Genomic DNA, 23430 nt, shown 5'->3' with positions numbered 1-23430 from the left:
TCATCAGGCAACACCACCCGGCACCGGCTCAGCCGCGGCGGCGACCGACAACTCAACAGAGCGATCCACACGATCGTGCTGACCCGGCTACGAACAAGTTGTCGCGGGGGCCTGCGTCAGTGTTCGGTGGATCTGCCGCGTGACGTACTGTTTCAGGCATCGTGTGACCTCGCGTTTGGTCTTGCCTGCGGCCAGACGCCGTTGCAGGTAGGCGCGGGTGTCGGGGTCGGGAACATAGAAGCCTCCCGGAGTGCAGGGTGATTCAGTGACATTTCGATAAGCTCCCGAACTCGATCATTCTATGCCTACCGCGCCGCCTGGTCCGGGCCTGCGAGTAAGGAGCAGATCAGGGTGGTCCACGATGCCCTGGCTGCGCCGCATTCTCGTAAGATAGCCGCCCCTGAAAACCCGGAAGGTGCATGTTCCGGCCGGTGTCGTCGCCGCTAGTTCGATTGTGTCTCAGGATATCTCGAGCCGTCCCAACTATCTCCGGCGCGGTGGCAGCCCACACGCATCGATCGTTGCACCGGCTCCGTGCGCACGCACGAACCACGTATAGACCAGTGCCTGTGCCGGGCCGCGCACACGACCCGGCGCAGAGAACCAATCCCCGCACCTGCGGGGAGAATCCGAACACGGTCGTTATTAACCGCTCCAGCCTTGGTTCATCCCCGCGCGCGGGGAGCACCGAAACTCTATCGCTCCCATGCCGCCCGCCTCCGGATCCAAGACCGCACACATGTCGGACCTGTCCGTTATGTTCCATTGTCTCGATTGCGTCCAACCGCTCTCGCACATGCACACTCGGCCGCGTCGCACGGGCGACGCGGCCGAGGCGAACTGGGGCGGCATGATTTAGGGCTTGTATCTTCAACAGTCTAGAGCGATTATCTGTCCGCCACCTCGGCAGTCTCGGGAGAGCGTGGCAGCCATGAGATCTGAACAACCAAGGACGATGATGGGAACCACACCACCACCCGTGGCGGAACAACACCCCGCCGCTGCTCCACCACCGCCCCCGAGGAGGCCGACGCTTGAGCTCACGCTGAGCATCACGCTCGCAGCGATCATCGGTTTCCGCACCGACTGGGAAACAGCAGCAACAGTTTTCGTTGCACTGCTAGGGCTATTCAGCACACCGCGATAGGTCCCGCGTCGGCGCCAGCCAGCCGCGGGTACACGCCTGGCTGGCTGGCACCGAAGGTGGGTGCTATCGGACACGAAATGATGGTTCTGGCACAAAGTTGTTGGCGCCCAGGCGGTTTGGAGTTCGACGGTGTGGTAGTCGATCATGGTCCGGGTGTGCCGATCTTGATCTGAGGGTTCTGCTTCCGCATCTGGTCGATCTGAACTTCGAGCAGATCACCCCACGGGACGACCCTACGCATCGATGCCAGCATCACCGCTCACGGCGCGTCTTGCCCGGACTGTGCCTGCAGGTCGGCTCGTGGACTATCTGATCAACTCGCGCCGAGTCTGCCGGCGGCGTACGGTCCGCTGCGCCCGCTGTCGACAGCTGCCATGCCGTGGCTGAAACCGCCTCATTGATTCTCCGCAGACTGGACTGCTGGCCCCGACCCGCTGCTCGATCGTCGTCTGCACCGGTAGCGGTAGGTGATCCCACTCGATTCGGGTCGCGGTCTGGCTCTGGCGCACTCTGGAACGAACGCGGGAAATTCAAGCGAGCAGCGAGCGTCTCAGGGCTGATACAGAAAGAAAACGGGCCCGGATGCGAGCCGAAGGCAAACTGTAGCAATGGCCGATCTCGACGGCTGGGAGGCCGAGCAACGAGCCGCGGTGGCCGATGTACAGCAGAAAGTCGATACCGTACGGTCGGCCCTGCGCCGCATCAAAGTCCGCGCGACATCGCGCAACGGGGAGCTGGGCGTCACCGTTAATGCGCAGGGCCACGTACGGGACATTCAACTGACCGCGCAAGCTTTGCGCCTGGGCGAGAACCGGCTGTCACAGATGTTGCTCGAGGCGATCCAGCGTGCGGAGAAGGATGAGAAGCAGCAGGCCGCCGATGCGGCTCGCCCGCTGACCGGCGACCGCCTTATCGCCGAGACCATGCAGGAAGCCAGACGGATGACCACAGGGCAGGCATCGGGCAGCAAGTCGTCGGCGCGACAGGCGATGACCGAGGAGGAGATACAGGCTGCCGATGATGCCTATTTCGAACGATTGAACTGCGGTTGGATGACCCAGTGAATTATTTTTCTTGCGGCCTGGCGGCGCGGCCCCACCGTCGGTCGGGCCGGGAGAACGATCGCGAGCACAGCCGCCGCGGGTCGGCGGCGGGTAGTCGGGACGGGAACGCTGCTGGGGCTGGAACGGGCCCGGCAGCGTGGCCAGGACATCGAGCGCGTCGCCTGCTCCGTAGTACAGCAAAGGCCGTCGCTGTTGAAATGTCCCCGCCCCACCGAATACAGCTGCCACACAGCGGTGTTATCGCATCGGCTCGGTGGCACGAGCGATACCCTTTCGAACGGGGTCATGGCGGGCAGTGAAATGGTGGTGGGGGCTCAGATGCTCGGCAATCGAGGGATAATCAATACCGTAGGCGCGGTGGCCAATGCGGTGGAGACTCCGTACGGGTGCGAGTGGGAGAGGACCAAGTCCACCGCCGCAACATGCGCGCTGACCGGACAACGCTGGCATTCCGCCGCCCAGCCCATCGTGACGTGTAACGACGACCCCGAACGATGACGAATGACGCGACGTGCCCTCCTGGAGGACGGCCACGCCGGATGACATTGCGCGACTGGGCCGATTGCTCTCCCGACATCCACAGAACGGTTCTTGGCTGGGCCGACCACCCCGAGGTGCCCGCCCATGCGGGCCGCGGGATGGTGGTCGCCTCGATAGCCCGTGAGCTACGCCCGACATCGGAGGTTCGGCTCCACCGCACCGTACACAACTGGATCGTGTTCGACGGCGATCGCCCGGTAGCGTTCCTGGCCGCCGATATTCAGCCCGAATGGATTGCGCCCGAGGAGTTCTGGCCGTCGGAATCCTATGTGGACTCGCCGCCAGAGCCCACGATGTCGTTCTGGACCCTCATCGATCCCGCTCTCTGGGGCCGGGGCTGTTCGACCGCTGCCAAGAGCTGGTCGACACGGCCCGCAAGGCATTCGCTGAAGCAGGACCTCGGGCTCGATGTGCCTCCCGGCGCGGGATGGCTCGACGTAACTGATAGCGACCGAGACCAGGTGGTCGACGGGCTCATGCTCGACGGTGAGCCGGTTCGCCTGGTGAGGCTGAAGCCCCGATCGTGAACCCGATACCCGACAACAGAATTCGAGATCATCGCCATGACCGACGCTGAGCGTGACGCTGAATTGATCGCCCGCCCGTGGTGGTCGTTGGAAGTTAACGGGATCGAGGCGCATACGCCCTACGCCCCGCCTGGAGAAGGCACCTATTCGGAGAATTTTCGACGCGGTGGGCTGAACAGGCAGCAGACACAGACCATGACGGCGATCCACGAGGCGGGCCACACTGTCGTTGCACTCGCTGCCCGCATGAACGTGACCGCTGCTGAAGTGCATAACGAGCCGATGGCCGTGTCGCCCTCCAGCCGGAGCAGGCACGGCGAAAATGGTTATACCATAGTGCATCCCGAGGGGCATCCCGTATTCGCCTGGCTGTGTGTACTGTCAGCTGGAGTCCGCGCGGCGCACCGATGGCTGACCCTCGAAGATCTGATCGACCCGCAGACCGCGTTCTTCAACGATGTGGTCGACGGAATCGGCGACCATGCCGAGATGCGGGCCGTGCGATCATCACGTCCTCTCGAACTGACCTGGGGCACCGGACAACCCGCCCATCTCCCGGCCGGATCGGACTCCGTGGACGTCGCGGAGGTCTACCGGGAAGCCGACAGGCTGATCCGACAGCACTGGCACGCCGTCGTTGCCATAGCTGACCACCTGCTCGAGCATGGGCGCGCGGACCTCGCCACGCTCCGCTCGTTGGCCGACATCGGCCCCGATTGCTCCCTCACGGCACTCGGTCCGACAACCAACTTGGTGCTATCTGCGAAGCACCAAGTCAGGGCATATCCGGACTCGGAGTGAGATGGGGGCATTACGTCCTGAACCAGGGAGTTCGAAGACAACTGCGAGCCTGTCGGCTGCCAGAACCCTTCAAGCTGGCAGCCGACACGAGCCAGTCATCGTTATCAGATATTCGCAATAACGAGCCGAAACAGTCTGTGCCAGGCTCATCCCCGCGCGTGCGGGGAGCATACGGAATCGAAGCGATGACACAGCCCGGAGTCGGGCTCATCGCCGCGCGTGCGGGGAGCATCGTTTCGAATATTCCACCTCGCAGGCCGCGTTTCGACTCGCGTATGAACTGCCGTCCGTCACCCGGATCGCGGTCGGAACAGGTGCCCCCTCTCACCTCACGGAACTGGTCGATGCGACGGAGGTCGACATCGCGGCCGACGCCATCACCGCATACCGAGAACTCATTCGAGGCGATACCTGACGGCAGGCCCTTACACCAGCCACGATATAAACGTCCTTGGGTTCAACACATCTACCGCTGAGGAGCAGCAGTTGTGGCGCAAGCTCTGACAGGTCAAGCGCGAGTGCCCGGTATCGGGGACCTGCGCAAGCTGCCGATCGAGCAGCTGGTCACCGACATGCAAGCCCGCCTCGGAACGGGTTTCGACGAATCCACCATGATCCGGAAGCGACGCACGATCGGCGTGCGCAGCGATCGAGGCACGTGGGTGCGGATCGAGGCCCGGCCACTGGACAAGGCCGCCAGCCAAGGGCAGATCAACAACGGCATCGAAGCCTCGACTCTGCTGGATGGCATCGCCAAGCCCCGGTGGTATCAGGGGGTGTCCTGGGTCGATGAATCGGCCGGAGTGCTCTGGCGGGCCGACGAATGCGCATTGATCACCGGGCCGGCCGCGACACCGATCGGATACCCGATCACCGAACCCGACCTGTCCCCGGACTGGTGGCATACACTCAACACCTCGCTGGATAGCCTTGCCCGCCAGCATGTTACGCGGATAGCGACGCCCGACACCGAGCCGATCACCCAGGCGTTGGTGACCGAGACGATCGAGCGAGCCTTCCCCGATCACATCGACACGACGATCACCGATCAGCGGTGGGTACCCGCCCACGCAGACCTCAACTGGTCCAACCTCACCGCATCGGACTGCTGGATACTCGATTGGGAAGACCTCGGCCTTGCCCCGCCCGGCCTCGACGCCGCGACGCTCTGGGTTGCCTCCCTGATGGTTCCCGCCTTGGCCGACAAGGTACTCCGGGCACGCCGCGCCGACTTGAACACCAGGTCGGGCAAGATCATGGCGTTGTTCTGCTGCGCGAAAGACCTCAACGATCCCCAATTCGATTCCGCCCCAGCATTCGAGCCGACCACCCGACACGCCGCCGAGCTCGTGGCAGATCTACGCCGATGAGTTCGCGATGCCCTCGAATGTCGCGGTGCTATTGCGGTGCCAGCCGGTCTCCTTCGAATGTCACTGCCGCTCTTAGGTTTTGCCTGGGCGGGTCAGTGCCCGCTCCACGATCTTGCTCAGCTCGAGTTGCGCGTGAGCGCGGGCCTGCTCGGGAAGCCCCATCAGGCCGGTCGCGGCCATCGCAGCGCACACGTGGATGGTCGCGACCGGTTCACGCCGGGCGGCTTTGCGGATCGCCGGCGGCAGCGCGGCGATCCGGCCGACCATCATCGCGTTGAGCAGATCGTCAGCCACCAGGTAGGCGGCATCGAGATGTCTTGCGGGACACAGGGGTTGGAAGTAGCGGGGCGATCCTTCCATGATGTCGATGAACGAGCCGCCGCCGCGCTGGGCCATCCATTTGGCGAGTTGTTCGGAGATGAACTGGCAGACGTGCGGGGCGTCGCTGGGGTACAGGTGGGCGATCTGCTCGGCGCACAGCTCTTTCCAGTCGCCCGCGGCCGCCTGAACCTCGATGATCATCCGCGTTACGGTGCGCCGCTGTTCGTAGTCGGCCACCGATTCATCCGCGGCGCGGGGAGCGAATCCCTTGTCGGTGGGGTAGTCGAATCCGCCGTCCACGGCGTAGGCCGTATAGTGCAGCAGGAACATTCCGCCGTTCATGGTGGCCCCGATGACGCGCTTGGCCCAGGCGGGCCGGGTGCTCGGATCGGTTTCCGAGGGCATCGGGATATCGGTCTTCATTCCGGCCGCCGACCGCCCGCCGCCGCTGCGGCCGCCGTTCTTCTTGTTCTTGTTCCCCACTGCCTCACCCTATCCGAACACCATGCACCGAACCGGCGGTCCCGAACCCGGCTTCGAACCCGACGGTATCGCGGCGCATCGGATACCTGCGGGGGTATGCACGTATCGCGGGTCCAGAGTTTGGGTCAGGTTCGGTTTGTCGAACGCCGTTGAGCACGAATATGACCGAAATCGACTGCGCGGCCGATAGTCTCGACGCTCATGCAGCGGAATATCTTCCAGCTCGGGACTGAACCATGGCCCGAGGGAGTCACACTCTTGCAGGTCTACGCACCCGTGGATCTGAGCCTTCCGGAGAATCACGAACTCGCCGAACTGTTTACACGATGGCGTGCAGCGGTCGCGGATGATCCCATCGCTTTCGTGGACGACAGCGACCTTCACGTCACCCTGGAGTGCGTGACAGATCAAGTCGCCGGGAACATCCCCGCCGGCGAACGCGCCGCGCTCGGAGACGCGATCAGCCAGGCACTCGACGGGGTGCCCGCGTGTCTCGTCCAGGCCGGTAGCTGCTACTGCTACCGGTCCGGGCCGTTGATCGATGTGTCCCCGGCCGAACCGCTCACGGGCGAGATCCATCGCCGCGTCCGCAAGGCGGTGCAGGCGGTTCGCGGACCGGAATCGACCGGATTCCCGGTCAGCAAAGCACATATCTCCCTGGGGTACGGCGTCCAGGATGTCAACAGCGATCCGATCAACAAGAAGTTGCGGGCGATCGATCCCAGCCATGCACCGTTGTGGATTCCGGAGGTGCATCTGGTGGAGGTCTCGATCGATCAAGCCGCGGGTCGGCTCACGTGGGAGACTGTGCAGTCGTTTCCTCTCGATCGCTCGTGACCGCGGTGCGGCCGGGTTGGTACGTGATCGCGATGGGCAGGTGGTCGCTGACCGTTTCCGGGTCCTGGCCGCCGATCACCTCGTAGGAGTGCAGCATCGGCACCGCGTCGGGGGTGGCCTTGATGGCATCGATCCGGCGCGGCCCGTAGGGGTCGCCCTGCTCGGCGCTGCGGTGCCCGGTGGTTTGCTTCCAGGGAGCCTCGAGCTGGGCCGCGGCGTCGGCGAGGCCACCTTCCCACAGGATCTCGCCGGGCCGGCGGTTGGACCGCCACCGGTCGCGGTGGCCGTCGTGGTCGTAGGTCCATTCGCACTGGTGGACGAAATCGGGGTGCCACTTCGTGGGCCGGGCGAGGGTGTCCGGGTCGTAGTGCACCCATTTGTCGGGCACGATGTCCTCGAGTTCACCGAACCCGTTGTAGGACTCGTAACCTGGTTCGCGAATCCTGTCGCCGGACAAACCGTTCCAGTCTCCGGCGATGAATCCGGCCGGGCGCGAGGGCGGGCGGGACATGAACGCGACGATGCGTTCGGCTTCGTCCGCGCGGCGGTGCTGGCCGAACGGCGGCGCGTGATACACCGCGTGCTTGATCACCGTGCCGCCCACATCGAGGTGCAGCGCGGCGGCGCGATGCCAGATATCGGGCCCGGTCACCGCCCATGAGTCCGGTACCGGGGTGATGCCCGGCCGCCAGCACAATCCCACCGCGAACGTGTGGAAGCCCAGGCTCACCGCAGCCTTGCCCGGCGCGTATTCGCACTCCATCCCGGTCGCCTCGGCCAGCTCGCGCAGCTGTCGCTCTGCGCCGCGCTCGGGATCGTCGCCGCCGGGTCGCAGCTCGGCAATCGCGAACACGTCCGGGCGGATCTGCTCGGCGATCACCCGGTACCCCAGCTGCGCGCGCTCGCTCTCCGCGGGCGAGTCGATCCATCCCAGGTTCTCCATGTTCCAGAACCCGAACCGCCGCAAGTCTTCTGCCGGTGGCGTAGCCATAGGCACTCTTCTTTCCCCTCGATGATGTTTCTGGCCTGATGCAGTCTGCCCCGAAACCCGTTGCCCCGCCCACGAAACCCACACGCTCGAAGGATCGGCCACGGACCGGACCGATGCCGCGGCGGGCATCCCGGCCCGCCGGCCGGAGCGGTACCCTCGGCCCGCGAGGATGGCCGGGCGTTCGGATCAAGGGGAGGGGCCGATGAGGGATTTCGGGGGTAGCCGATGACCGGTGCGGGCGTTCCTGCTATCCCGGCGTCGCTGGTCCGGGCGATTGCGGTGTATCGCGGCGAGGAGGCGGGGCGGGCGTGGCTCGATACTCTGCCCGCGCGGATCGACGGGTATCTGCGACGGTGGCGGTTGACCGCGCAAACGATCGCCGAGGGCGGCGCGACGTCGTGCTGTGTGTATTGCGTGAACGACGATCGGGCACCGGTGGTGCTGAAGATCCCGGTGGACCCGGCGGCCGGGCGCGCTGAGGCGTGCCTGCTGCGGTGGTGGGCCGATACCGATGTCGCACCGGCTGTGCTGCACGATGATCCGGATACCGGGGTGTTCGTGATGTCGCGGATCGTGCCGGGCTCCATGCTCGCGGGCACCCCCGCCGCTGACGACGCCGGCGCATTCTCGCGGTTGCTGACCCAGCTGCATCGGCCCGCACCTGGACCGTTGCCGCTGCTGCCGGATCTCGCGGAAGTCATGAACACCCGGGTCGGGTGGGCGCGGGAGCGGGCCACCGATCCCCGCTACACCGCGCCGGGCGATCAGCCCGCGGCGGGCGCGGCGCTCGACGCCGCGTGTTCGGTGCTGGAGGTGCTGCTTCGCACGACGCGGGCCCGGCATGCGTTGCATGCGGATCTGCATCCCCGCAACATCCTCGACGGCGGCCAATCCTGGTGTGTCATAGACCCTTTCGGCGCGGTCGGGGATATCAACTCCGATCCGGCGTTCTGGGCGGTGTGCCAGACCGGACCGCACACCATCGCGCCTGCTGCGGTGCTGCTGGACCAGCTCGGCGCGCATCCGCTTCTCGATCCGGACCGGTTGCGGGCGTGGGCGTGGGTCGTGGCGACCCTCGAGTACCGCCCGTACCAGGATGCCGGGCTCGCGGCCCGGATGCGCGAGGTCACCGCGGCCTGGACCGCTGCCGCGCTCCTCGACACCGTGCGAGTGTGATACGAAACCCGTTCCACGAGAAGGAGATACGCATCGTAGAGCGATCGGTGCTCATGCCCGGGAGGGCGATGGGGGCGTGCGCCGTCGGGCGCAGCGACCGCCGCCGGGGGCTAGTGTTGTTCGGCAGAATGTCCGCCCGAGGTGAAGGATCGAGTGAAAATGGCGCAGCCGCAAGGACTCGGCCCGGATTTCCTGCGTGAGGTGATGCCGCCGCAGATCCGCGAACGGCTCGGCGTGATGCAAGCATGGTCGAACCGGATGGTGCTGGCCTACATGGGCCGCCAACCCGAATCGCTCGCGGACTACGCCCAGCGAATCAGCGTCTATGACGACGATCCCACCGTGGCCGGCGGGCGATTCACGGGCAAGTTCCCCGGCACCCGCTATACCTTCGCCGTCAGCCGGGCCGGGGACCTGTTCGCGACGATGCTGGACGCGGCCCGGCTGCACCACCACTTCACCAACGCCGAGGTCACCGCCGGAGTTCGGGCGCTGGTGACCGATCTGGTGCCGGACGATCATCGCGCCGAAGCACTGACCGTGCTCGATCGCCAGCCCACCACCGGCGAATTCGGGCAGTGGGAGATCAACGATGCGGTGGCCGGGCTGGGTGAGCTGTACGTGGTGACCGCCGTGGCGGCCTGGTTCGCGAGCCACCGGATGGTGAGCCCGAGCGCCGAAGCCGCGCGGCGGATCATCCTGAAGATGACCCACGACGCCGAAGCCATGGCGTGGGGCGTGCCCGAAGCCGAACGCCTCGATGTGACCGAGGAACAGGCCCTGGAACTGCTCGATTCACTCCTCGGGACCACCGATCCGGACTTCAATTTCCCCGGTGTGCCCCCGGGGCAGTCCGGGATCAGCCGCGACCGGAACGAACGCACGCTGGTGGAGATGGAAGTCGTGGAAGCGGCCAAGGCCCACATCATCGAGCACCCGATCCGCACCCGGGAAACCGACATCATCATGCTCGAGGCCATGAGCCGCGCGATGGACAACAGCGCGGCCCGCGATGACGGCCTCACCGAATCCGAACGCCGCCGCGCAGCGAACCTCGCGGCCCGCGAGGCACGCCGCAACAGCGGCGAGGCCCCCGCCAAGGGGAAGAAGCGGAAGAAGGGCCGGTAACCGGCCGGGCGGCGAAACCTGGCCCTCTACACAAACATTGACTTACGTGTGCGCCCGACCGGGCTGGTCTGGCACGCTATCGTGCATGAGTCATGACCAGACCCCGGCGGGGGATGAGCAGGGTTCGTCGTGGACGCTGTGGAGCGCGGCCTACGCCTACGCACACGCGATGCGCGCGGCAGCCGAGACCCGGTTCGTCGCCCGTGCCCGCGGACCCGAGTTCTGGGATGTTCCGGCCATGCTGCTCACGTTCGTGATCGCGGACTACGCGGACGAACAAGGCATCAGCAGCACGGTCGCCAGCCCACAGGATCTCGCGGACCTGTCGATAGGCACGCTCTACGACCGGCTGCATCCGCTGAAGCTTGCGCTGGCCCTGTCGACGCTGCCCTTGTCCCGCCGGGCGGTGATTCCCACTGCTGGTGAGCCGGCGCACGAGCAATTCAGCCTGATGAAGGCCGAGATCGATGACTTCAACGAGGGTGGAGCCAAAGCCGTGCTGGCCGACCCGAGACGGATGGAGAAGGTGAAAAACGGTGGTAGCGATTGGCACGAGCGCAGCGAGGACGCGCAACAACTGATCGCGCTCACGCTCATGGCCTCGGTGAACAACGACATCGACCTTCAGGGCGACGCCACGCTGAGCCTGATCGCCGACCGAGTACCCGGGTACCGCGACGACACCAGCTTGGCCGCGGTATTGCGCGCTGCCCGGCCGGACGCAGCCGTTGCACACGCCACCGACGCCGAGCGAGGATTCCCCGCGGCCGAACAGCGGGTGAAGCAGGTAGTGACCTCCCGCGAGGAAGGTTGGCCCGCCGCCGCGGGACGTGACCTGCTCGCGCTGGTGTTGTACTCGGCCGCGCATGAGCGTGACCAGACCGTCGCGGAAGTCCCGTGGTCCGCGGTCCGGGCACGCACACTGCTCGACAGCGCCGAGCTGCTGGACTACCTGACCGGAGTCCTGGCCGGACTCGGACACTACACCACCGACCCGCGCACCGAACCCGACATCCAGCATGCAATGGCGGCCCTGGCCGAAGATCCTGTCGCCCAGAAGCTTCATCACCTGCGGTCCCGGCACTATTTCGAGGGCTGGGACTCCTCCGACGGCACGAGCAGCGACCCCGGTTACAGCACTGAGACCCACCTGGAGTTCGGCATGCCGTACGCACCGAAGATGCTCGATCCGGTCCTGCTGGCCGAACGCGGCGGGTTCGCTATCGGATCGACGGTCAGCGTGCTGCGGCTGTTCAGCAAGACCCCAGAGGAGGGCACGGTGCGGTCGGCGGTCTGGAAGACCGGCACCCCGCCGGCCGGGCGGCCTGGGATGGTGGACCTCGAGCCCGGCGGCCCCGCCGGCTACGAGGTCCGATTCCGGTACGGCGACGACTCGCGGGTAGCAGCCGAGAAGTGCTCAGCGACAGTCCCGCCCGCGCTGCGGAGGCAGCCCTGACCATCGCCGAACCCGGCTCGCACCCGGCCCCGCGGCCGGGTGCGAGCCGGGAATTCCTTTGGCGTGCATGGCGATAAGCCCGGCATGGTGGACAGTTCGTTCTATGCTCGGGGTCATGAGCACTTCCAAGCGACGCAACGAGTCCCGCGATGACGACAACAACGGAAAGATCACGGTCGACTCGAGCGGTCACCTGAGTGTCGGTATCGGAGGCGGCGGCCTCGGGATCGATACCACCAACGGCGACCTCACGGTCGCCGGGAATTCCGGCTTCTCGATCGACACCGGAGCCTGAGTCCCTACGGCTACTTCGCCGGATCACCGGTAATGGGTGCGGCGAGTTCTGGTGCACCCAACGGGAATTGGTGCACGAGATCCCAAAGGTACTGACCGCGGTCGGCGTCCTGACGCACCTCGACCAGATCCACCGTCTTGACAGCCAGGGGTGCGTGGCTGGGCCGGGACCGCCGAAGTCGCGAGGTGACGATGCCACTGTCCACGCGATCGATCGCGTACGCGATCGACAAGTGGCCCGGCCTGGTATCGAAACCGATGGCCTCGGACCCGCCGACGCTGCTGATCGCCGATCGGGCTCATCCCCGCGCGTGCGGGGAGCATCGCATCGGCGTCGATGGCGAAGTGCTCCAACGGGGCTCATCCCCGCGCGTGCGGGGAGCATCCCGGCGCATCGGAGAATTCGCCGTTGTAACCGGGCTCATCCCCGCGCGTGCGGGGAGCATACTTCTTGACCTGCGGTGCAGCGGCGAGATGTGCTGGTTTTCATTCACTTTCGTTCGGTGTTGGCTTGTTTCGGTTTCGGTTTCGGGTTGCTTTGCGGTATCGGCTGGCTTTGCTCCAGCCGGTGCGAGGGCCGCCGGGTTTTTGTTGGCCGGTGTGGGGGCGCAGCATCAGGTGGACGCCGTCGATGTCGATGGGTTCCCATTCGTGACGGTGGACGCGGAAGGCGAGGCGTTGTTCGTTGCGGGCGGAGTGGATCATGATGGCTCGGCCGTCTTTGGAGAGTTCTACGACGCGTTGCCAGGCCAGTTCCCGGACGCGGGCGCTGACTACGCCGACGAACACTCCGGGGCTTATCTCGAGGAGCCAGCGCGTGAGGTGTCCGCGGAGGCCGGCTGGGCACGCTGTGAGTACGAGGACTACCACGGGACCTCGTCCTCGTAGGAGATGCCCGCGGCGACGTTACCGGTACGATCCCAGAGTTCGACGATGTCGGTATCCCACACGTGGGCGGCGTCCGGTTCGCCGGGCAGGAGCAGGGTGTGGATGTCCTTGCAGCAGCGGGCAAGCAGGCCGTTGGCGTGGACGGCGTCGCGGACTGCTCGGCGGGTAGTGCTGGGAATGTCGTCGGTGGGTTGTGCGGCTACGTCGAAGGCGATCGGGATGGCGAATTCTGCTTTGTAGAGGTCGGCGAGGTCGAAGACGAATGATCGTTCGTGGCCGGTGTGGACGAATCCGAGGCCGGGGGCGCAGCCGAGGGCGACGATGATGGCGTGTGTGATTCCGTACAGGCATGTGGTTGCTGCTGAGAGGGCTTGGTTGACGGGATCGCTGGCGGTGAAGTCGTTGGGGTCGTAGTCTCTGCGGTTCCATTCGACGCCGGTGCGGGCGGCATGTTCTCGGTAGATGCGCCGTACGCGTGCGCCTTCGCGGCCGCGCAGCTGTTGCATCGTCAGCCCGCTCACGTCGTCGTCCGGGAAGCGCATTTCGTACATTGTGCGGGCGGTGCGCAGCCGGATGGTCTGATTCGATACCGCGGCTGCTTGTGCTTCCAGTAGCCGGGAGCTACGGGCGAGTGAGCGTCCGTGCGCGTAGTAGCGCACGCCGCGTTCACCGACCCATACTGCGGTGGACCCGCTTTCGGCCAGCAGCATCATCGCCTGGTGGGTGACGCGGGTGCCGGGGCCCAGCAGCAGCGCGCCGAGGGTGGCAGCGGGGATGTGGACCACGCCGCGTTCGTCGGTCGCGGTGATCGCGTTCGCGTCCCGGTGGACCACTGCACGTTCGAGGTAGATGAACGAGAGCCGGTCTTGGGCTCGCACGAGCTCGCCGACGCGGACCGGCCGGATTCCCGGGATCTCGTTCATTGCACGGGTGCCAGGGTGAGCAGGCCGCAACCGTAGCCCTTGGCCCGGCCGATGCCGTTGATCAGGGCCGCACGCAGTCGCTCCGAATCGGTCACGGTCAGGATTCCTTCATAGGTCGCGACCGACAGGGTGACAGTGGCCTTGCTTCTGCGGAACTGCACAGTGCTTCGGTCGACGAGCGCGAGTTCGTCGGCGTCGTCGCGGCCGAATTGCATTGTGCTTCTGCCGATGAGCGCGACGTCGTCTTCGCGCAGGGTATCGGGTCCGCACTCGGCGAGCCGGAATCCGTTGTCGGTTGCCTTGCGCCGCAACCAGTCCAGTTGGTCGGCAGTTTTGAGGCCGATCCGCTTGCCGCGTAGATGCTCGGTGCTGCGCCCTGGTGTGCCGCCGACGGGGTTGGCGGTGAGCCGGAAGTGCCAGCGTTGACCGGCGGCGAGTTGGTCCAGGAGTTGGCTGTATTTGCGGGTGGCCCAGGCGCCGGTCGTGGGCCAGCCTGCTTGTTCGACGATGTGGGTGAAGTCGGGTTCAGCGGGGCTGACCACGTACAGGTGTAGGTGGTGAGGGTTCTGGTCCAGGCGCCACAGCACGCGGCCATCGTTGCTGGCGCGGGTGAGCGCGTCGGGTGCGAAGGACAGCATCACCGCGGCGTGGATGACTTGCGGTGAGGACAGGAATTTGCGGGTGCCGCGACGGGCGGGGTTGAGCGGGATGCGCGAGAGGTACATCATGCGCCTCCGAAGGCGGAGAACGGGTCGTGGAGGTCCGGTTTCCCGGCCGGGTTGTCGACGCGGATGTGTTCGGTTACCACTGTGCGCCAGCCGTATTCGCGGCGTACCGGGTTGAAATCGATCGGGACGTCCCGGACTCGATGCCCAAGGGCATCCTCGGTGTCGGCGTGCGACGGGTCCCGGTGTTCGGGCTCGTCTTGTATCCGGTCCAGGAAGAGCGCCAACTGCACGACGGTCGGCTGGCCTCGGCGGTACCGCTCGGTGGCTTGCCAGGTGCTGGTATCGCTGAGTGTCTCCAGTAGCGTGCCCTCCCGCACGGGGCCCAGCACGACGGGTTCGGTGACCGGGCAGGAGCGGCGGCCCAGGTAGAGCGGGAACTGAGGGCGCAGCAGCGCATCCCGTATGCCCTGCAGCAGGTTCTGCTCGCCTTGGACTGCGGCGAGGAAGACCGCGTCGGCGATGTAGTACCGCTGCGAGAGCGGGAATTGTTTACCGCCGTCGAGGCTGCGTGCGACCTGGAAGTCCCGTATCAGGGTGCCTGGCTGGTCGATCCGTACCCCGAATCCCAGTCCGGAGAGTTCTTCCTCGATCGGGTCGGTGCGTCGTCGGCCCTGGGCCGCGGCGATCAGTCCCAGCACGCCGCTTTTGGAGGGGTATTGCTGGGTCTCGCGGCGGGCGAAGCGGCTCGCCACGCCCCAGGACTGTAGTGGGGCAGCGAGTTTGAGCAGTAGCACGCTCACGACGTGGCATCCAGGGCTGCGCTGACCAGGCCGGAAACCTGCTCGACGACCTGTTTGAGCGAGGCGGGTTCGGCCAGTTCCCGCAGCGCGTCGGCTCCCTCGCCGGCGGCCACGACGAAGTTCACCGTGGATCCGTCGCCGTAGGAACCTTCTACCGCCTGGAATTTCGCCACGAGTGCTTTCGTCGCTGCGCTCGCGCGGCCTGCGCCGAGGGCGGTGACGGGTTCCTCGAATGCCTGGACCAGGTTCACCGGCTGATCGGTGCGCACGCTGACCAGGACCGCTTCGGGCAGGGTGCGGTTGGCGAAGGTGTTCTGCTTACCGGTCGGCATGCTGGTGACGAACGTGCTGAGGAAGGTTTTCACCGCTGCGACGGTGGCGTTGTCGTCGCCCAGGTTCTCGTGCAGTGCAGCGATATTCACTGTCGCGTACCGGTAGAGGGTGGAGGAGTTGAACTCCAGGGCTCCGATCATTCCGGCGCCGGCGTTGTCCTCGGGTGCCAGGTCGTCGACCGCGGTGAAGTAGTCGAATTCGTTGTTGACCTCGTGCACGCTGATCGCATGCGCGACCTGGGCGGCCGCATCGACGTTCAGGTCGGCGGCGTCGGCCACCATGCGACCGAACAAGGCCACGTCGATGCTGTCGGCACCGCGTGCGGCCGCCTTGGCCGCGGCCTTGTCGATGTCCGTGCCGGTACGTGCGGCCTCGATTGCCAGCTGTGTGAGCCGCTGGATCTGCGAGGCGCTCAGGAACAGCAGGTATTTCGACTGCTCCCGCTCGTTCGCGGGTTCGGCCTTCTTCGATGCCCGCTTGGGTTTCTCCAGCTCGATCCCGACCGCTTTCATCACTTGGGCGGCCAGATCGTCGGCGTCGATGCCGGGTGCGGATGCCGCGATCTGGGTCGAGAGCAACTGCACGACGCGTTTGGTGCGCACCCCCAGGCTGGCGGGGTCCAGTGCCGCACGGAAGGCTTGGCGGGTGGCGCGTTTCCACGCCTGGCTGGATACGCGGGCGCGTGTGACACCGCCGTAGACAGCGGTTTTCGGGCTTCCGGTGTCGTCGCGGTTGATATTGCTCGGCGGCACGGTCTGCAGGACGTGCACATCGATGAACAGTCGGGTCACTGGAGTTCGCCTTCTTCGGTTGCGGTGACGGGTTCGTTCTGAGCGGTGGTGTCTTTCGGCGGTGCGCGGTGGTAGTCGCGGCCCCATTCCAGCAGCACGCGTTCGCTGTACCGGCGGTCCTGGAGCCAGCGCAGGTCACGGGCCACGCGTGCGTAGTCCAGTGGGATCGCGTGGGTTCGCAGCTGGCTGATCAGCGCCCGCAGGTGCGCCAGTCGCACCGTGTATTGGGAGGCCGTCGCGACCATGTGGAAACGGCGGCGCACCGCCTCCTGCGAACCACCCCGCTCGCTCAACGCGCGCACGGCGCCACCGAAACTGGCGCCGTGCCGGTGCATCGGCTTGTCGCGGGATTGCTGATGCCAAGCGTGCAGGGTGATCGCATCGTGCGCGGCCTGCTCCCATGCTGTCGCAGTCCCGTCCCGCTCAGCCCGGCTCATCACGGCAGTATCGGCGAGCACCTCCGGTAGGCCCCGGAGGGTCTCTTCCCAGATGTCCGGTCGACTGCCCGCCGCAACACCGACTCCGCGCCGCAACCGCGCCCTGGCCGCGACCGCATCGGAATCGTCTTTGATGTAGCGGGCCTGCAGGGCCCCGACACGATCGCCGACGAACTGTTGCAGCGCAGCGTCTTTCGAGGTGATAGTGGTCAGCTTCTTGTCCTGTGACGAGCCGTTGGGTAGTGCGGTGTCCTGTGTCGATGCGGTGCTCACGCCGCCTGTCCTTTCCCGGTCGAGGGCTTGGGATACGCCGCGGGCAGCAGCTTGGCCAGTGCCGCACGGAACCAGATGCTCGCCAACGCCGAATCCACGTACCGGCCGCGAACTTCACGTCCCACCAGCGCGGGCATGCCTGCGGCGGAAACAAGTTGGCGGCCCAGGGGCTCGATGACGGCGCGGACCATGTTCTGCCATTCCTGGCTGTATCGGTCGTACCCGTCGGCGGTCGCGCCGGGTTCCAGCGCGGCCAGCCAGCGCCGGTAGGGGCCTTCCAACGCCGCGTAGGCCAGCTCCCTGGGGCGGGCGCGCGCGGCCGTGACCGGATCATTCGTGGCTCCGGCGGCCTCGGCGAGGTTTCCGGCCAATGACCCCACCGCGTTCACCGCGCCCTCGGCGACCTCCACGGCATTGATCGCGCACGTTCGCAACGCGGGGTCTCTGGCCAGCAGAGCGGCCCGGAATCCCAGGGTGTCATCGACGATCTCACCGATCACGGACAGGTTGTTGATGTACTCCATCCCGACCGCATGCAGCCGCAACGGATGCGTGGGGACCAGCACCTCCTCATCGATCAGATATCGCACCCATTCCATAACCCCGGGCGCGATCCCACGCCCGTCGGTCGCGGACCCGCTGGCCACCTCCCGCAGCAGCGCGGTGAACCCGCGCCACAAAGCTCGCGCCGGATCATGGGTTCGTGGATAGTGCCGCGGCGAATCGGCCTTCTTGGATTGTTCGGTGCTGTACCGCCAACCGGTCATGGGTTCGAGTAACTGCTGGTTGAACGGTGCGAGCGCATCACCGTTGCACAGCACCACCCCGGTGACCGCCCCACCGTCACGGACCAGCCGGACCCGGCGGCTCTGCCACGTGCACAGGTCCGCCGGACCGGTCGGCCCGGCATCCCGGGGATGCGCACGGTCCGGTGCGCGTTCCCATGCGGGCAGATCGTGCTCAGGGTAGGGCTGTTCGTGGATGTCGAGCAGGTTCAGGTTGAGCAGCAACGTCTCCCGCAGCGTGGCGCCTTCCACATAGACCCCACCCAAGGATCCGGCCCACGCCACACCGATCGGATAACCTTTGCCGTTCTTCATTCGCGGGTCCCCGACAGCGCCGGTCTTGATGCCAGAGGGATCGAACGCCTGTGCGTGCACCAGCCACCGCGCCGCCTCGGCGAAGTCGATCCGATCAATACTCGCGCCGGCGCGGGTGGTGAAGTACTTCTCGCCGTTGGGGACATCCGCGATCAGTCGATCCAATCCGCTCACCGCGTCTTTCTCCGACCGCAGGTCAGCAACCTGGTAGAAGGGCTGTGCGGGATCGAACAACCCGAACCGGTCGGCGTAAGTGTCCAGATAGGACCCGATCTCACGCGTCGGCAGCGTCGGCGCCTGCCACAGGTCATTCCAGATCTCCGCAGCGCCGCCGGGCCTGGCTGCAAGACTGCGCCGCAGGATCGCCAGCAGCAGCCGCAAAATCGCGAACGACTGGGTGGGCAGCTCACCGACCACGGCCACCAACTCATGGGCATGCCCGAACACATCCCGCAGGGACCACACGTTCAATTGCGCGGCGGTGTCGACCGCCTGAATCCAGGGCTGCTCGAGCAGATCGAAAGTGTCTGAGTTATAGGTCATTTCGCCTTCTCGATGCGTTCGATGAGCAACCCCAATATCGGGTCGTACGTCAGGTTGTGCCCGGCCACGATTGCGGAGTCGTGCTCATCGAGTTCGAGCACCAACTCGCCGGCCAGCCAGTGGGACTGCTGCCAGCCCGGATACCAAGTCTCCTCCAAAGCACCCAGCACGGCGTCCATACGGCCGTATCGGGTAAGCATCGCCGGGAGCCGGATCGTGCACCCCGCCAACGCTTTCGCCAGCCGTGCCTCGGGTGCGGTGTCGGTCGGGACCAGACGGCCGCCGAAGTCCGGGACCTGCTCGAGTACCCGCACACCGTCCGGTCCCCGGCGCACCACGATCGCTTCGATGGTGTCCTCCGCATCACGCACCTGCGCTTGGCCGCCGACTCCCTCGCTGTCTTCCGGCACCCCGGCCGCGAGCCATCCCTGCAGGTTCGGCCGCTGCCCGTACGGACAGGGCAGCAGATACGTTCCTGCCTTATCCTGTTGTTTCCCACAGAATTTCGACCACTCGGCGTCGGCCTCGGCGATAACGTCCCGCCACCTCGGCGCCGCGTCGAACGGTTCGGCGTAGGCCCGGCCCACCAGCAGCGGTACGTCCTGCGGTATCCGAATCAGCCCGTCCGGCAACGCTTCCAGTATTGAGGCTGCCCGCAGCAACCGAGCCGCCCCGTACACCGCCACCGACCCCTGCGCCGGGACAGGCACCGCCGCAGCCCAATCCACGCCACGAACCAGACACCGAGCCTCGATAAGTTTGCCGGGCCGTTGATCGCGAGCATGGCGGTGCAGCCGGCCGATCCGCTGCAGCAGCAGGTCCATCGGCGCCAGGTCGGTGATCAGCAGATCCACATCGATATCCAGCGACTGCTCGATCACCTGGGTGCCAACCACCACGAACCGCTCCGGCGGGCGCGGGCGCGTCGCCTTGCCCGGCGGCCCCAGCCTCGACCGCAACCGATCCTCCAACCGGCCGCGATGCGATGCGATGAATCGTGAATGCACCAGCAGCAGTTGGTCTTCGGTGAACTCACCGCAGTCACGCAGCGCTGTGAATATGGCCTGTGCTCGTGTCACCGTGTTGCACACGATGCCAACCACCCCGCCCTCGGACAGCGCATCGCGGACCGTTGCGATCACCTCGCCGTCATCATCGCCCAACTGCGCCACGCGCACCGGCACCGACCGGCCCGATGCCGGCACTACCGCTGGGGGTTCGTTCATCGGCCAGGCAATCACGCTCGGATACGACCGTGGCACCGGAACATCCTCCTGCGGAACGCTGCCACCAGTCCGGCCTCGCTGATAGGCCCGCAACAGCGAATTCCGCTGCGCCGGAGGCAATGTCGCCGACAGCAACAGCACCGGAACCTGGTAGGCGCCCAGCCATTCCAGGCATCGGCACAAATAGGTCGACATGTAGCTGTCCGCCGCGTGTACCTCGTCGATCACCACGACCTTGTTCGCCAGCGCCAGGTGGCGCAGCATCACATGTCGCACCTTCAGCCCGCCCCGCAGCACCTGATCGATCGTTCCGACCACCACATTCGCCAACGGTCCCTTCTTACCCACATACCAGGCGTGCGCCAATACCCCGCTGTCACCGCAATCGGTGCCGATCGAGGCGAACCCGCGGTGCTTCAACTCGGCGAACACCGGATTCAGCGCCGCCTTCCCGTGCGCCAGGAACATGCTGCCCGGCGCATCGGTCAACTGCTTCGCCCAGCCCACCACCCGATCGAACATCGCGTTCGAGGTCGCCATCGTCGGCAACGCAATAAACACACCCCCGAACCCGAACCGCCGCACCAGAATCTCCGCAGCCAACAATGCCGCCTCGGTCTTGCCTTCCCCCATCGGCGCTTCCACGATCATCAACCCCGGCTCGGCAATCCGCTCCGCGACCGCCACACACTCAGCCTGCAATGGACGCATCATCACATCCCCGGGCAGATCGAAACGATCCTGCAGCAACAACGCCCCATCGGTCTCCCTGCCCGGGATCCACGGCGCGGGCAAGCCCAGCTCCGTCCACGCGGCAACCGCATCCCCAGGCACGCGGGCACTGTTCAGCGGGAACAAATCCTGGTTGCTGGCAATCCAATCGGCCACGATCACCGCTGCGGTCAACAACACCTGCACCGTCACAGGCAGCGCCACCGTCCGCCACGCCTCGAGCCGAACCCCCACAACGGAGTCGGTGATATACGTCAACAACTCCTCCCGGCAGCGCGACCACTCCCCATCACCGAGCAGCGCCAGCTGCGTACCAGCCACCTGGACCTCCCCTCTGGTCGGCGGCAGCCCATGATGACTTCCCACCACCACCGCATACGACCGCGCCACCACGCGATCCCAACCCCGCGCCCGCAGAAAACGCTCCACCTCCACCTGCCCCGCCAGCCCATGCGGCAACGCCTTCCGATTCGACAGACCCGCACCGAATCTCAAACCCTTCGCATGCATCACATCCGCCAACACCGGCACCTGACACGCAAACGCCGGCGTCAACTTCCCGATGTCATGAATCCCCGCCAACCACCGCAACAACAACCGCCCATCCGCCTCCCCCTCCGGCAACGCCGCCGAAATAACCTCCCGCGTCCGCCTCGGCAACCAACAATCCCACAACACCCCCGCCACCCCCACCGAATCCGACAAATGCTGCAACAGCGACAAACTCCCCCCATCACGATCGCTTTTCGCCCACGCAGACCGCGTCGAATCCGAAACCATCAGTCCCCCTTAACGATCAAACACAGCCACACACCTACAGATCGACCGCAGCATAACCACCACCACCGACAAACACGCCGAAAAGGCCCCAACAACAGCACAAAACAGTCCATAGCATTCATCCAGATACCGGACAGCCCTTCATGCCGCGCGAAAAGCGCTGTTGCACAAGAGACTTTGGTCACTCGATCCTGGGTAGGAGCGAGCCGTCGAATAGAAACTCACCTCCTATCCCCGGACCTACCCCTACACATGTAGAGAGCATTGGCCCACTGCCACCTCCGGTACACCGACGCCGCGATCATCCCCGCGCGTGCGGGGAGCACGCGCTGTATCACCGCACATGCCGATCGAGCGTGGGCTCATCCCCGCGCGTGCGGGGAGCACGCCGTCGCGTCCTCGTGGGCCAGGGCGCGGCCGGGCTCATCCCCGCGCGTGCGGGGAGCACACTTCTTGACCAGGGCGTTCTGAGCTCAACGGTCGCATTTTCATTCACTTTCCTCGTCTCGATCGCACCCCGCTTGCTCAACAGTGGTGGCATCGCACTCGTCTGACCTTCTCAGCCTTCGCATCGACAGAAGCGCGCCAATGAGCGAACCGACGGAACGCGGCAGACCAATGAGCCCTCCGCGGCGGCTTGCCTGTGATAGCGGGCCAACGGACTACCAGCTACGAAGAGCGCTGAAAGTGGAGTTCAGGATACAGGGAATCGAAGTCAGGCATCCTGTTTCCGGTATGCGTCGACCAATTCCTTCGACAGGCGTCCACGGGCCGAGACTTTGAGACCTGCCTCTTGTGCCCAATTTCGAATCTTCAATATTTCGACCTTGCTCAGACCGGAAGGATTGACCGAGCCGGTGGAAGGCCGGTGCGTGCGCCTACCGCCAATCTTTCGAGCAACTCGGACGTACGGCTCGAACGTGGCATAGAACTTGTCTCGATTCTTCGCTCCCAGGTCGATCTCGTATTCCACGCCGTCGACTGCGAAGATGATTGTTGGATCTGGGACGATCTGAGTGTCGATTCGTTCACCCGTAAGATCGTCGAAAGTTTCCACTAGTGTCTTCTTTGCCATTGAAGGAATGTAGCATTCCTCGCCCGACATGCCAAACGCCGCGTAATCAAAGTTCTGGACAGTCAGTCATGGGTTCGGATGGGTTCGGATCATGCACATCAACTTGCTTACGATCGGAATCAACCCCGCATCGGGTCGCTGGGATGTTCGAACGCGATACGCAAGCGATGTTCGATTGGGATCACCGGCGAGCTCTCCGGTATCCGATTACTGAGCAACTCCTGGTCAGGGTGGACATGCATCGCCATCGCTGCGCCCACACGACAACGCATCGAATCACCCCTGAGTCAAGCAATCACTCCAGCATCGTCGCGAAATCTTCCATTCAGCCGAACCGTTCGCGTCCCTCAATAGTATGTCGCCGAAAGATTGCCCACGCTATACGATCCCCCAACCTCAACCGTGTACATGCCGATCGCCAGCCGCGGAGCATGGCACCCGGCTGTGCGCGGCCGAGCCCGGACTGCGACGAAATTCTGTGGACCAAGTCCGGACCTAGCATCTGTCGAGGGCACATTCCGTGGGCCAATCGCGGACCGCTTGGTACACCCCCGCAACGCCCGTTGTCAACCGCTACGACCGTTATCGATGTGCGTGCAACGTGCATAGCAGTTCCGGATTGGATATTCGAATTAGTACTGCAACGTCACTCGCGTGAATTGGTGCTGGTAGACCTGTCGGGTGATGTTGGATCGGCTGGTGGGCGAACTGGATTCGTTGATGGCG

The 23430-nt window shown here is 65.4% G+C and carries 22 protein-coding genes and 1 pseudogene; 11 read left to right on the top strand and 12 right to left on the bottom strand.

Annotation, left to right across the window (positions count from 1 at the left end; all coding sequences use genetic code 11):
• From ABH933_RS44870 to ABH933_RS44845, 6 genes and pseudogenes are all read left to right on the top strand, one after another.
• A pseudogene (locus ABH933_RS44870) lies at positions 1-93 on the top strand (transposase); the annotation flags it as partial.
• Between the two features lie 1662 nt (positions 94-1755).
• The gene (locus ABH933_RS44865) at positions 1756-2211 is read left to right on the top strand and encodes a YbaB/EbfC family nucleoid-associated protein (RefSeq protein WP_429429177.1); all 456 of its coding nucleotides are present in this window, start codon (positions 1756-1758) and stop codon (positions 2209-2211) included.
• Between the two features lie 357 nt (positions 2212-2568).
• Positions 2569-2709, top strand: a complete 141-nt coding sequence (locus tag ABH933_RS44860) for a hypothetical protein (RefSeq protein ID WP_429455328.1) — start codon at positions 2569-2571, stop codon at positions 2707-2709.
• 41 nt (positions 2710-2750) lie between these two features.
• Positions 2751-3278, top strand: coding sequence for a hypothetical protein (locus ABH933_RS44855; RefSeq protein WP_429429173.1), 528 nt, complete (start codon positions 2751-2753; stop codon positions 3276-3278).
• Positions 3279-3314: 36 nt separating this feature from the next.
• Positions 3315-4079, top strand: coding sequence for a hypothetical protein (locus tag ABH933_RS44850; RefSeq protein ID WP_429429171.1), 765 nt, complete (start codon positions 3315-3317; stop codon positions 4077-4079).
• A 488-nt stretch (positions 4080-4567) separates the two neighbouring features.
• On the top strand, positions 4568-5449 hold the full coding sequence (locus tag ABH933_RS44845; RefSeq protein ID WP_429429169.1) for a phosphotransferase: 882 nt from the start codon (positions 4568-4570) through the stop codon (positions 5447-5449).
• 72 nt (positions 5450-5521) lie between these two features.
• Here ABH933_RS44845 and ABH933_RS44840 read toward each other — a convergent pair whose 3' ends face one another.
• Positions 5522-6253 (bottom strand): hypothetical protein, encoded by a 732-nt coding sequence (locus ABH933_RS44840; RefSeq protein ID WP_429429167.1) that lies wholly within the window; start codon positions 6251-6253, stop codon positions 5522-5524.
• Between the two features lie 399 nt (positions 6254-6652).
• Here ABH933_RS44840 and ABH933_RS44835 point away from each other — a divergent pair, with 399 nt between their 5' ends.
• Entirely contained in the window at positions 6653-7090 is a 438-nt protein-coding gene (locus tag ABH933_RS44835; protein ID WP_429429165.1) for a hypothetical protein, read from the top strand.
• Here ABH933_RS44835 and ABH933_RS44830 read toward each other — a convergent pair.
• Positions 7047-8081: an endonuclease/exonuclease/phosphatase family protein gene (locus ABH933_RS44830; RefSeq protein WP_429429163.1), complete on the bottom strand. Its 1035-nt coding sequence runs from the start codon at positions 8079-8081 to the stop codon at positions 7047-7049. The two genes, ABH933_RS44835 and ABH933_RS44830, sit on opposite strands and share 44 nt — an antisense overlap.
• 225 nt (positions 8082-8306) lie before the next feature.
• Between ABH933_RS44830 and ABH933_RS44825 the strand changes: the two genes are divergently transcribed.
• The 4 genes from ABH933_RS44825 to ABH933_RS44810 all read left to right on the top strand — a co-directional run bounded on the left by ABH933_RS44825 (position 8307) and on the right by ABH933_RS44810 (position 12136).
• Positions 8307-9257: an aminoglycoside phosphotransferase family protein gene (locus tag ABH933_RS44825; protein ID WP_429429162.1), complete on the top strand. Its 951-nt coding sequence runs from the start codon at positions 8307-8309 to the stop codon at positions 9255-9257.
• Positions 9258-9416: 159 nt separating this feature from the next.
• Entirely contained in the window at positions 9417-10385 is a 969-nt protein-coding gene (locus tag ABH933_RS44820) for a hypothetical protein (protein WP_429429160.1), read from the top strand.
• 85 nt (positions 10386-10470) lie between these two features.
• Complete coding sequence (locus tag ABH933_RS44815; RefSeq protein WP_429429158.1) at positions 10471-11841, top strand: hypothetical protein; 1371 nt, start codon at positions 10471-10473, stop codon at positions 11839-11841.
• 115 nt (positions 11842-11956) lie between these two features.
• Positions 11957-12136, top strand: a complete 180-nt coding sequence (locus ABH933_RS44810; protein ID WP_429429156.1) for a hypothetical protein — start codon at positions 11957-11959, stop codon at positions 12134-12136.
• 10 nt (positions 12137-12146) lie between these two features.
• Here ABH933_RS44810 and ABH933_RS44805 read toward each other — a convergent pair whose 3' ends face one another.
• The 10 genes from ABH933_RS44805 to ABH933_RS44760 form a co-directional block, all read right to left on the bottom strand.
• Positions 12147-12368, bottom strand: coding sequence for a hypothetical protein (locus ABH933_RS44805; RefSeq protein ID WP_429455326.1), 222 nt, complete (start codon positions 12366-12368; stop codon positions 12147-12149).
• 253 nt (positions 12369-12621) lie between these two features.
• The gene (gene cas2e / locus ABH933_RS44800) at positions 12622-13005 is read right to left on the bottom strand and encodes a type I-E CRISPR-associated endoribonuclease Cas2e (protein WP_429429152.1); all 384 of its coding nucleotides are present in this window, start codon (positions 13003-13005) and stop codon (positions 12622-12624) included.
• Positions 12999-13946, bottom strand: coding sequence for a type I-E CRISPR-associated endonuclease Cas1e (cas1e, locus tag ABH933_RS44795; RefSeq protein WP_429429150.1), 948 nt, complete (start codon positions 13944-13946; stop codon positions 12999-13001). Before cas1e ends, cas2e begins: the two co-directional genes overlap by 7 nt.
• Positions 13943-14674: a type I-E CRISPR-associated protein Cas6/Cse3/CasE gene (gene cas6e, locus ABH933_RS44790; RefSeq protein ID WP_429429149.1), complete on the bottom strand. Its 732-nt coding sequence runs from the start codon at positions 14672-14674 to the stop codon at positions 13943-13945. The genes cas1e and cas6e overlap by 4 nt, the downstream gene beginning before the upstream one ends.
• A complete protein-coding gene (gene cas5e, locus ABH933_RS44785) occupies positions 14671-15414 on the bottom strand; it encodes a type I-E CRISPR-associated protein Cas5/CasD (protein ID WP_429429147.1) in 744 nt (247 codons plus the stop codon). The genes cas6e and cas5e overlap by 4 nt, the downstream gene beginning before the upstream one ends.
• Positions 15411-16538 carry a type I-E CRISPR-associated protein Cas7/Cse4/CasC gene (cas7e, locus tag ABH933_RS44780; RefSeq protein WP_429429145.1) on the bottom strand — a complete coding sequence of 376 codons (1128 nt, stop codon included), beginning with the start codon at positions 16536-16538 and terminating at the stop codon, positions 15411-15413. Before cas7e ends, cas5e begins: the two co-directional genes overlap by 4 nt.
• Positions 16535-17248 carry a type I-E CRISPR-associated protein Cse2/CasB gene (casB, locus tag ABH933_RS44775; RefSeq protein WP_429429143.1) on the bottom strand — a complete coding sequence of 238 codons (714 nt, stop codon included), beginning with the start codon at positions 17246-17248 and terminating at the stop codon, positions 16535-16537. The genes cas7e and casB overlap by 4 nt, the downstream gene beginning before the upstream one ends.
• On the bottom strand, positions 17245-18891 hold the full coding sequence (casA, locus tag ABH933_RS44770) for a type I-E CRISPR-associated protein Cse1/CasA (RefSeq protein ID WP_429429141.1): 1647 nt from the start codon (positions 18889-18891) through the stop codon (positions 17245-17247). The genes casB and casA overlap by 4 nt, the downstream gene beginning before the upstream one ends.
• A complete protein-coding gene (gene cas3, locus ABH933_RS44765; RefSeq protein ID WP_429429139.1) occupies positions 18888-21629 on the bottom strand; it encodes a CRISPR-associated helicase Cas3' in 2742 nt (913 codons plus the stop codon). Before cas3 ends, casA begins: the two co-directional genes overlap by 4 nt.
• A 715-nt stretch (positions 21630-22344) precedes the next feature.
• Positions 22345-22704 carry a histone-like nucleoid-structuring protein Lsr2 gene (locus tag ABH933_RS44760; RefSeq protein ID WP_429429137.1) on the bottom strand — a complete coding sequence of 120 codons (360 nt, stop codon included), beginning with the start codon at positions 22702-22704 and terminating at the stop codon, positions 22345-22347.
• Positions 22705-23430: the final 726 nt, after the last annotated feature.

The organism is Nocardia sp. GP40 (assembly GCF_050434125.1).
GTDB classification, from domain to species: Bacteria; Actinomycetota; Actinomycetes; order Mycobacteriales; family Mycobacteriaceae; genus Nocardia; species Nocardia albiluteola.
This window is presented reverse-complemented; position numbering and strand designations above follow the sequence as displayed.

Bases quoted from the DNA above. Each gene is read 5' to 3' on its own strand.
- ABH933_RS44865 (WP_429429177.1), top strand. From the start codon at position 1,756: ATGGCCGATCTCGACGGCTGGGAGGCCGAGCAACGAGCCGCGGTGGCC.
- ABH933_RS44855 (WP_429429173.1), top strand. From the start codon at position 2,751: ATGACATTGCGCGACTGGGCCGATTGCTCTCCCGACATCCACAGAACG.
- ABH933_RS44850 (WP_429429171.1), top strand. From the start codon at position 3,315: ATGACCGACGCTGAGCGTGACGCTGAATTGATCGCCCGCCCGTGGTGG.
- ABH933_RS44830 (WP_429429163.1), bottom strand. From the start codon at position 8,081: ATGGCTACGCCACCGGCAGAAGACTTGCGGCGGTTCGGGTTCTGGAAC.
- ABH933_RS44825 (WP_429429162.1), top strand. From the start codon at position 8,307: ATGACCGGTGCGGGCGTTCCTGCTATCCCGGCGTCGCTGGTCCGGGCG.
- ABH933_RS44820 (WP_429429160.1), top strand. From the start codon at position 9,417: ATGGCGCAGCCGCAAGGACTCGGCCCGGATTTCCTGCGTGAGGTGATG.
- ABH933_RS44815 (WP_429429158.1), top strand. From the start codon at position 10,471: ATGAGTCATGACCAGACCCCGGCGGGGGATGAGCAGGGTTCGTCGTGG.
- ABH933_RS44810 (WP_429429156.1), top strand. From the start codon at position 11,957: ATGAGCACTTCCAAGCGACGCAACGAGTCCCGCGATGACGACAACAAC.
- cas1e (WP_429429150.1), bottom strand. From the start codon at position 13,946: ATGAACGAGATCCCGGGAATCCGGCCGGTCCGCGTCGGCGAGCTCGTG.
- cas6e (WP_429429149.1), bottom strand. From the start codon at position 14,674: ATGATGTACCTCTCGCGCATCCCGCTCAACCCCGCCCGTCGCGGCACC.
- casA (WP_429429141.1), bottom strand. From the start codon at position 18,891: ATGACCTATAACTCAGACACTTTCGATCTGCTCGAGCAGCCCTGGATT.
- cas3 (WP_429429139.1), bottom strand. From the start codon at position 21,629: ATGGTTTCGGATTCGACGCGGTCTGCGTGGGCGAAAAGCGATCGTGAT.
- ABH933_RS44760 (WP_429429137.1), bottom strand. From the start codon at position 22,704: ATGGCAAAGAAGACACTAGTGGAAACTTTCGACGATCTTACGGGTGAA.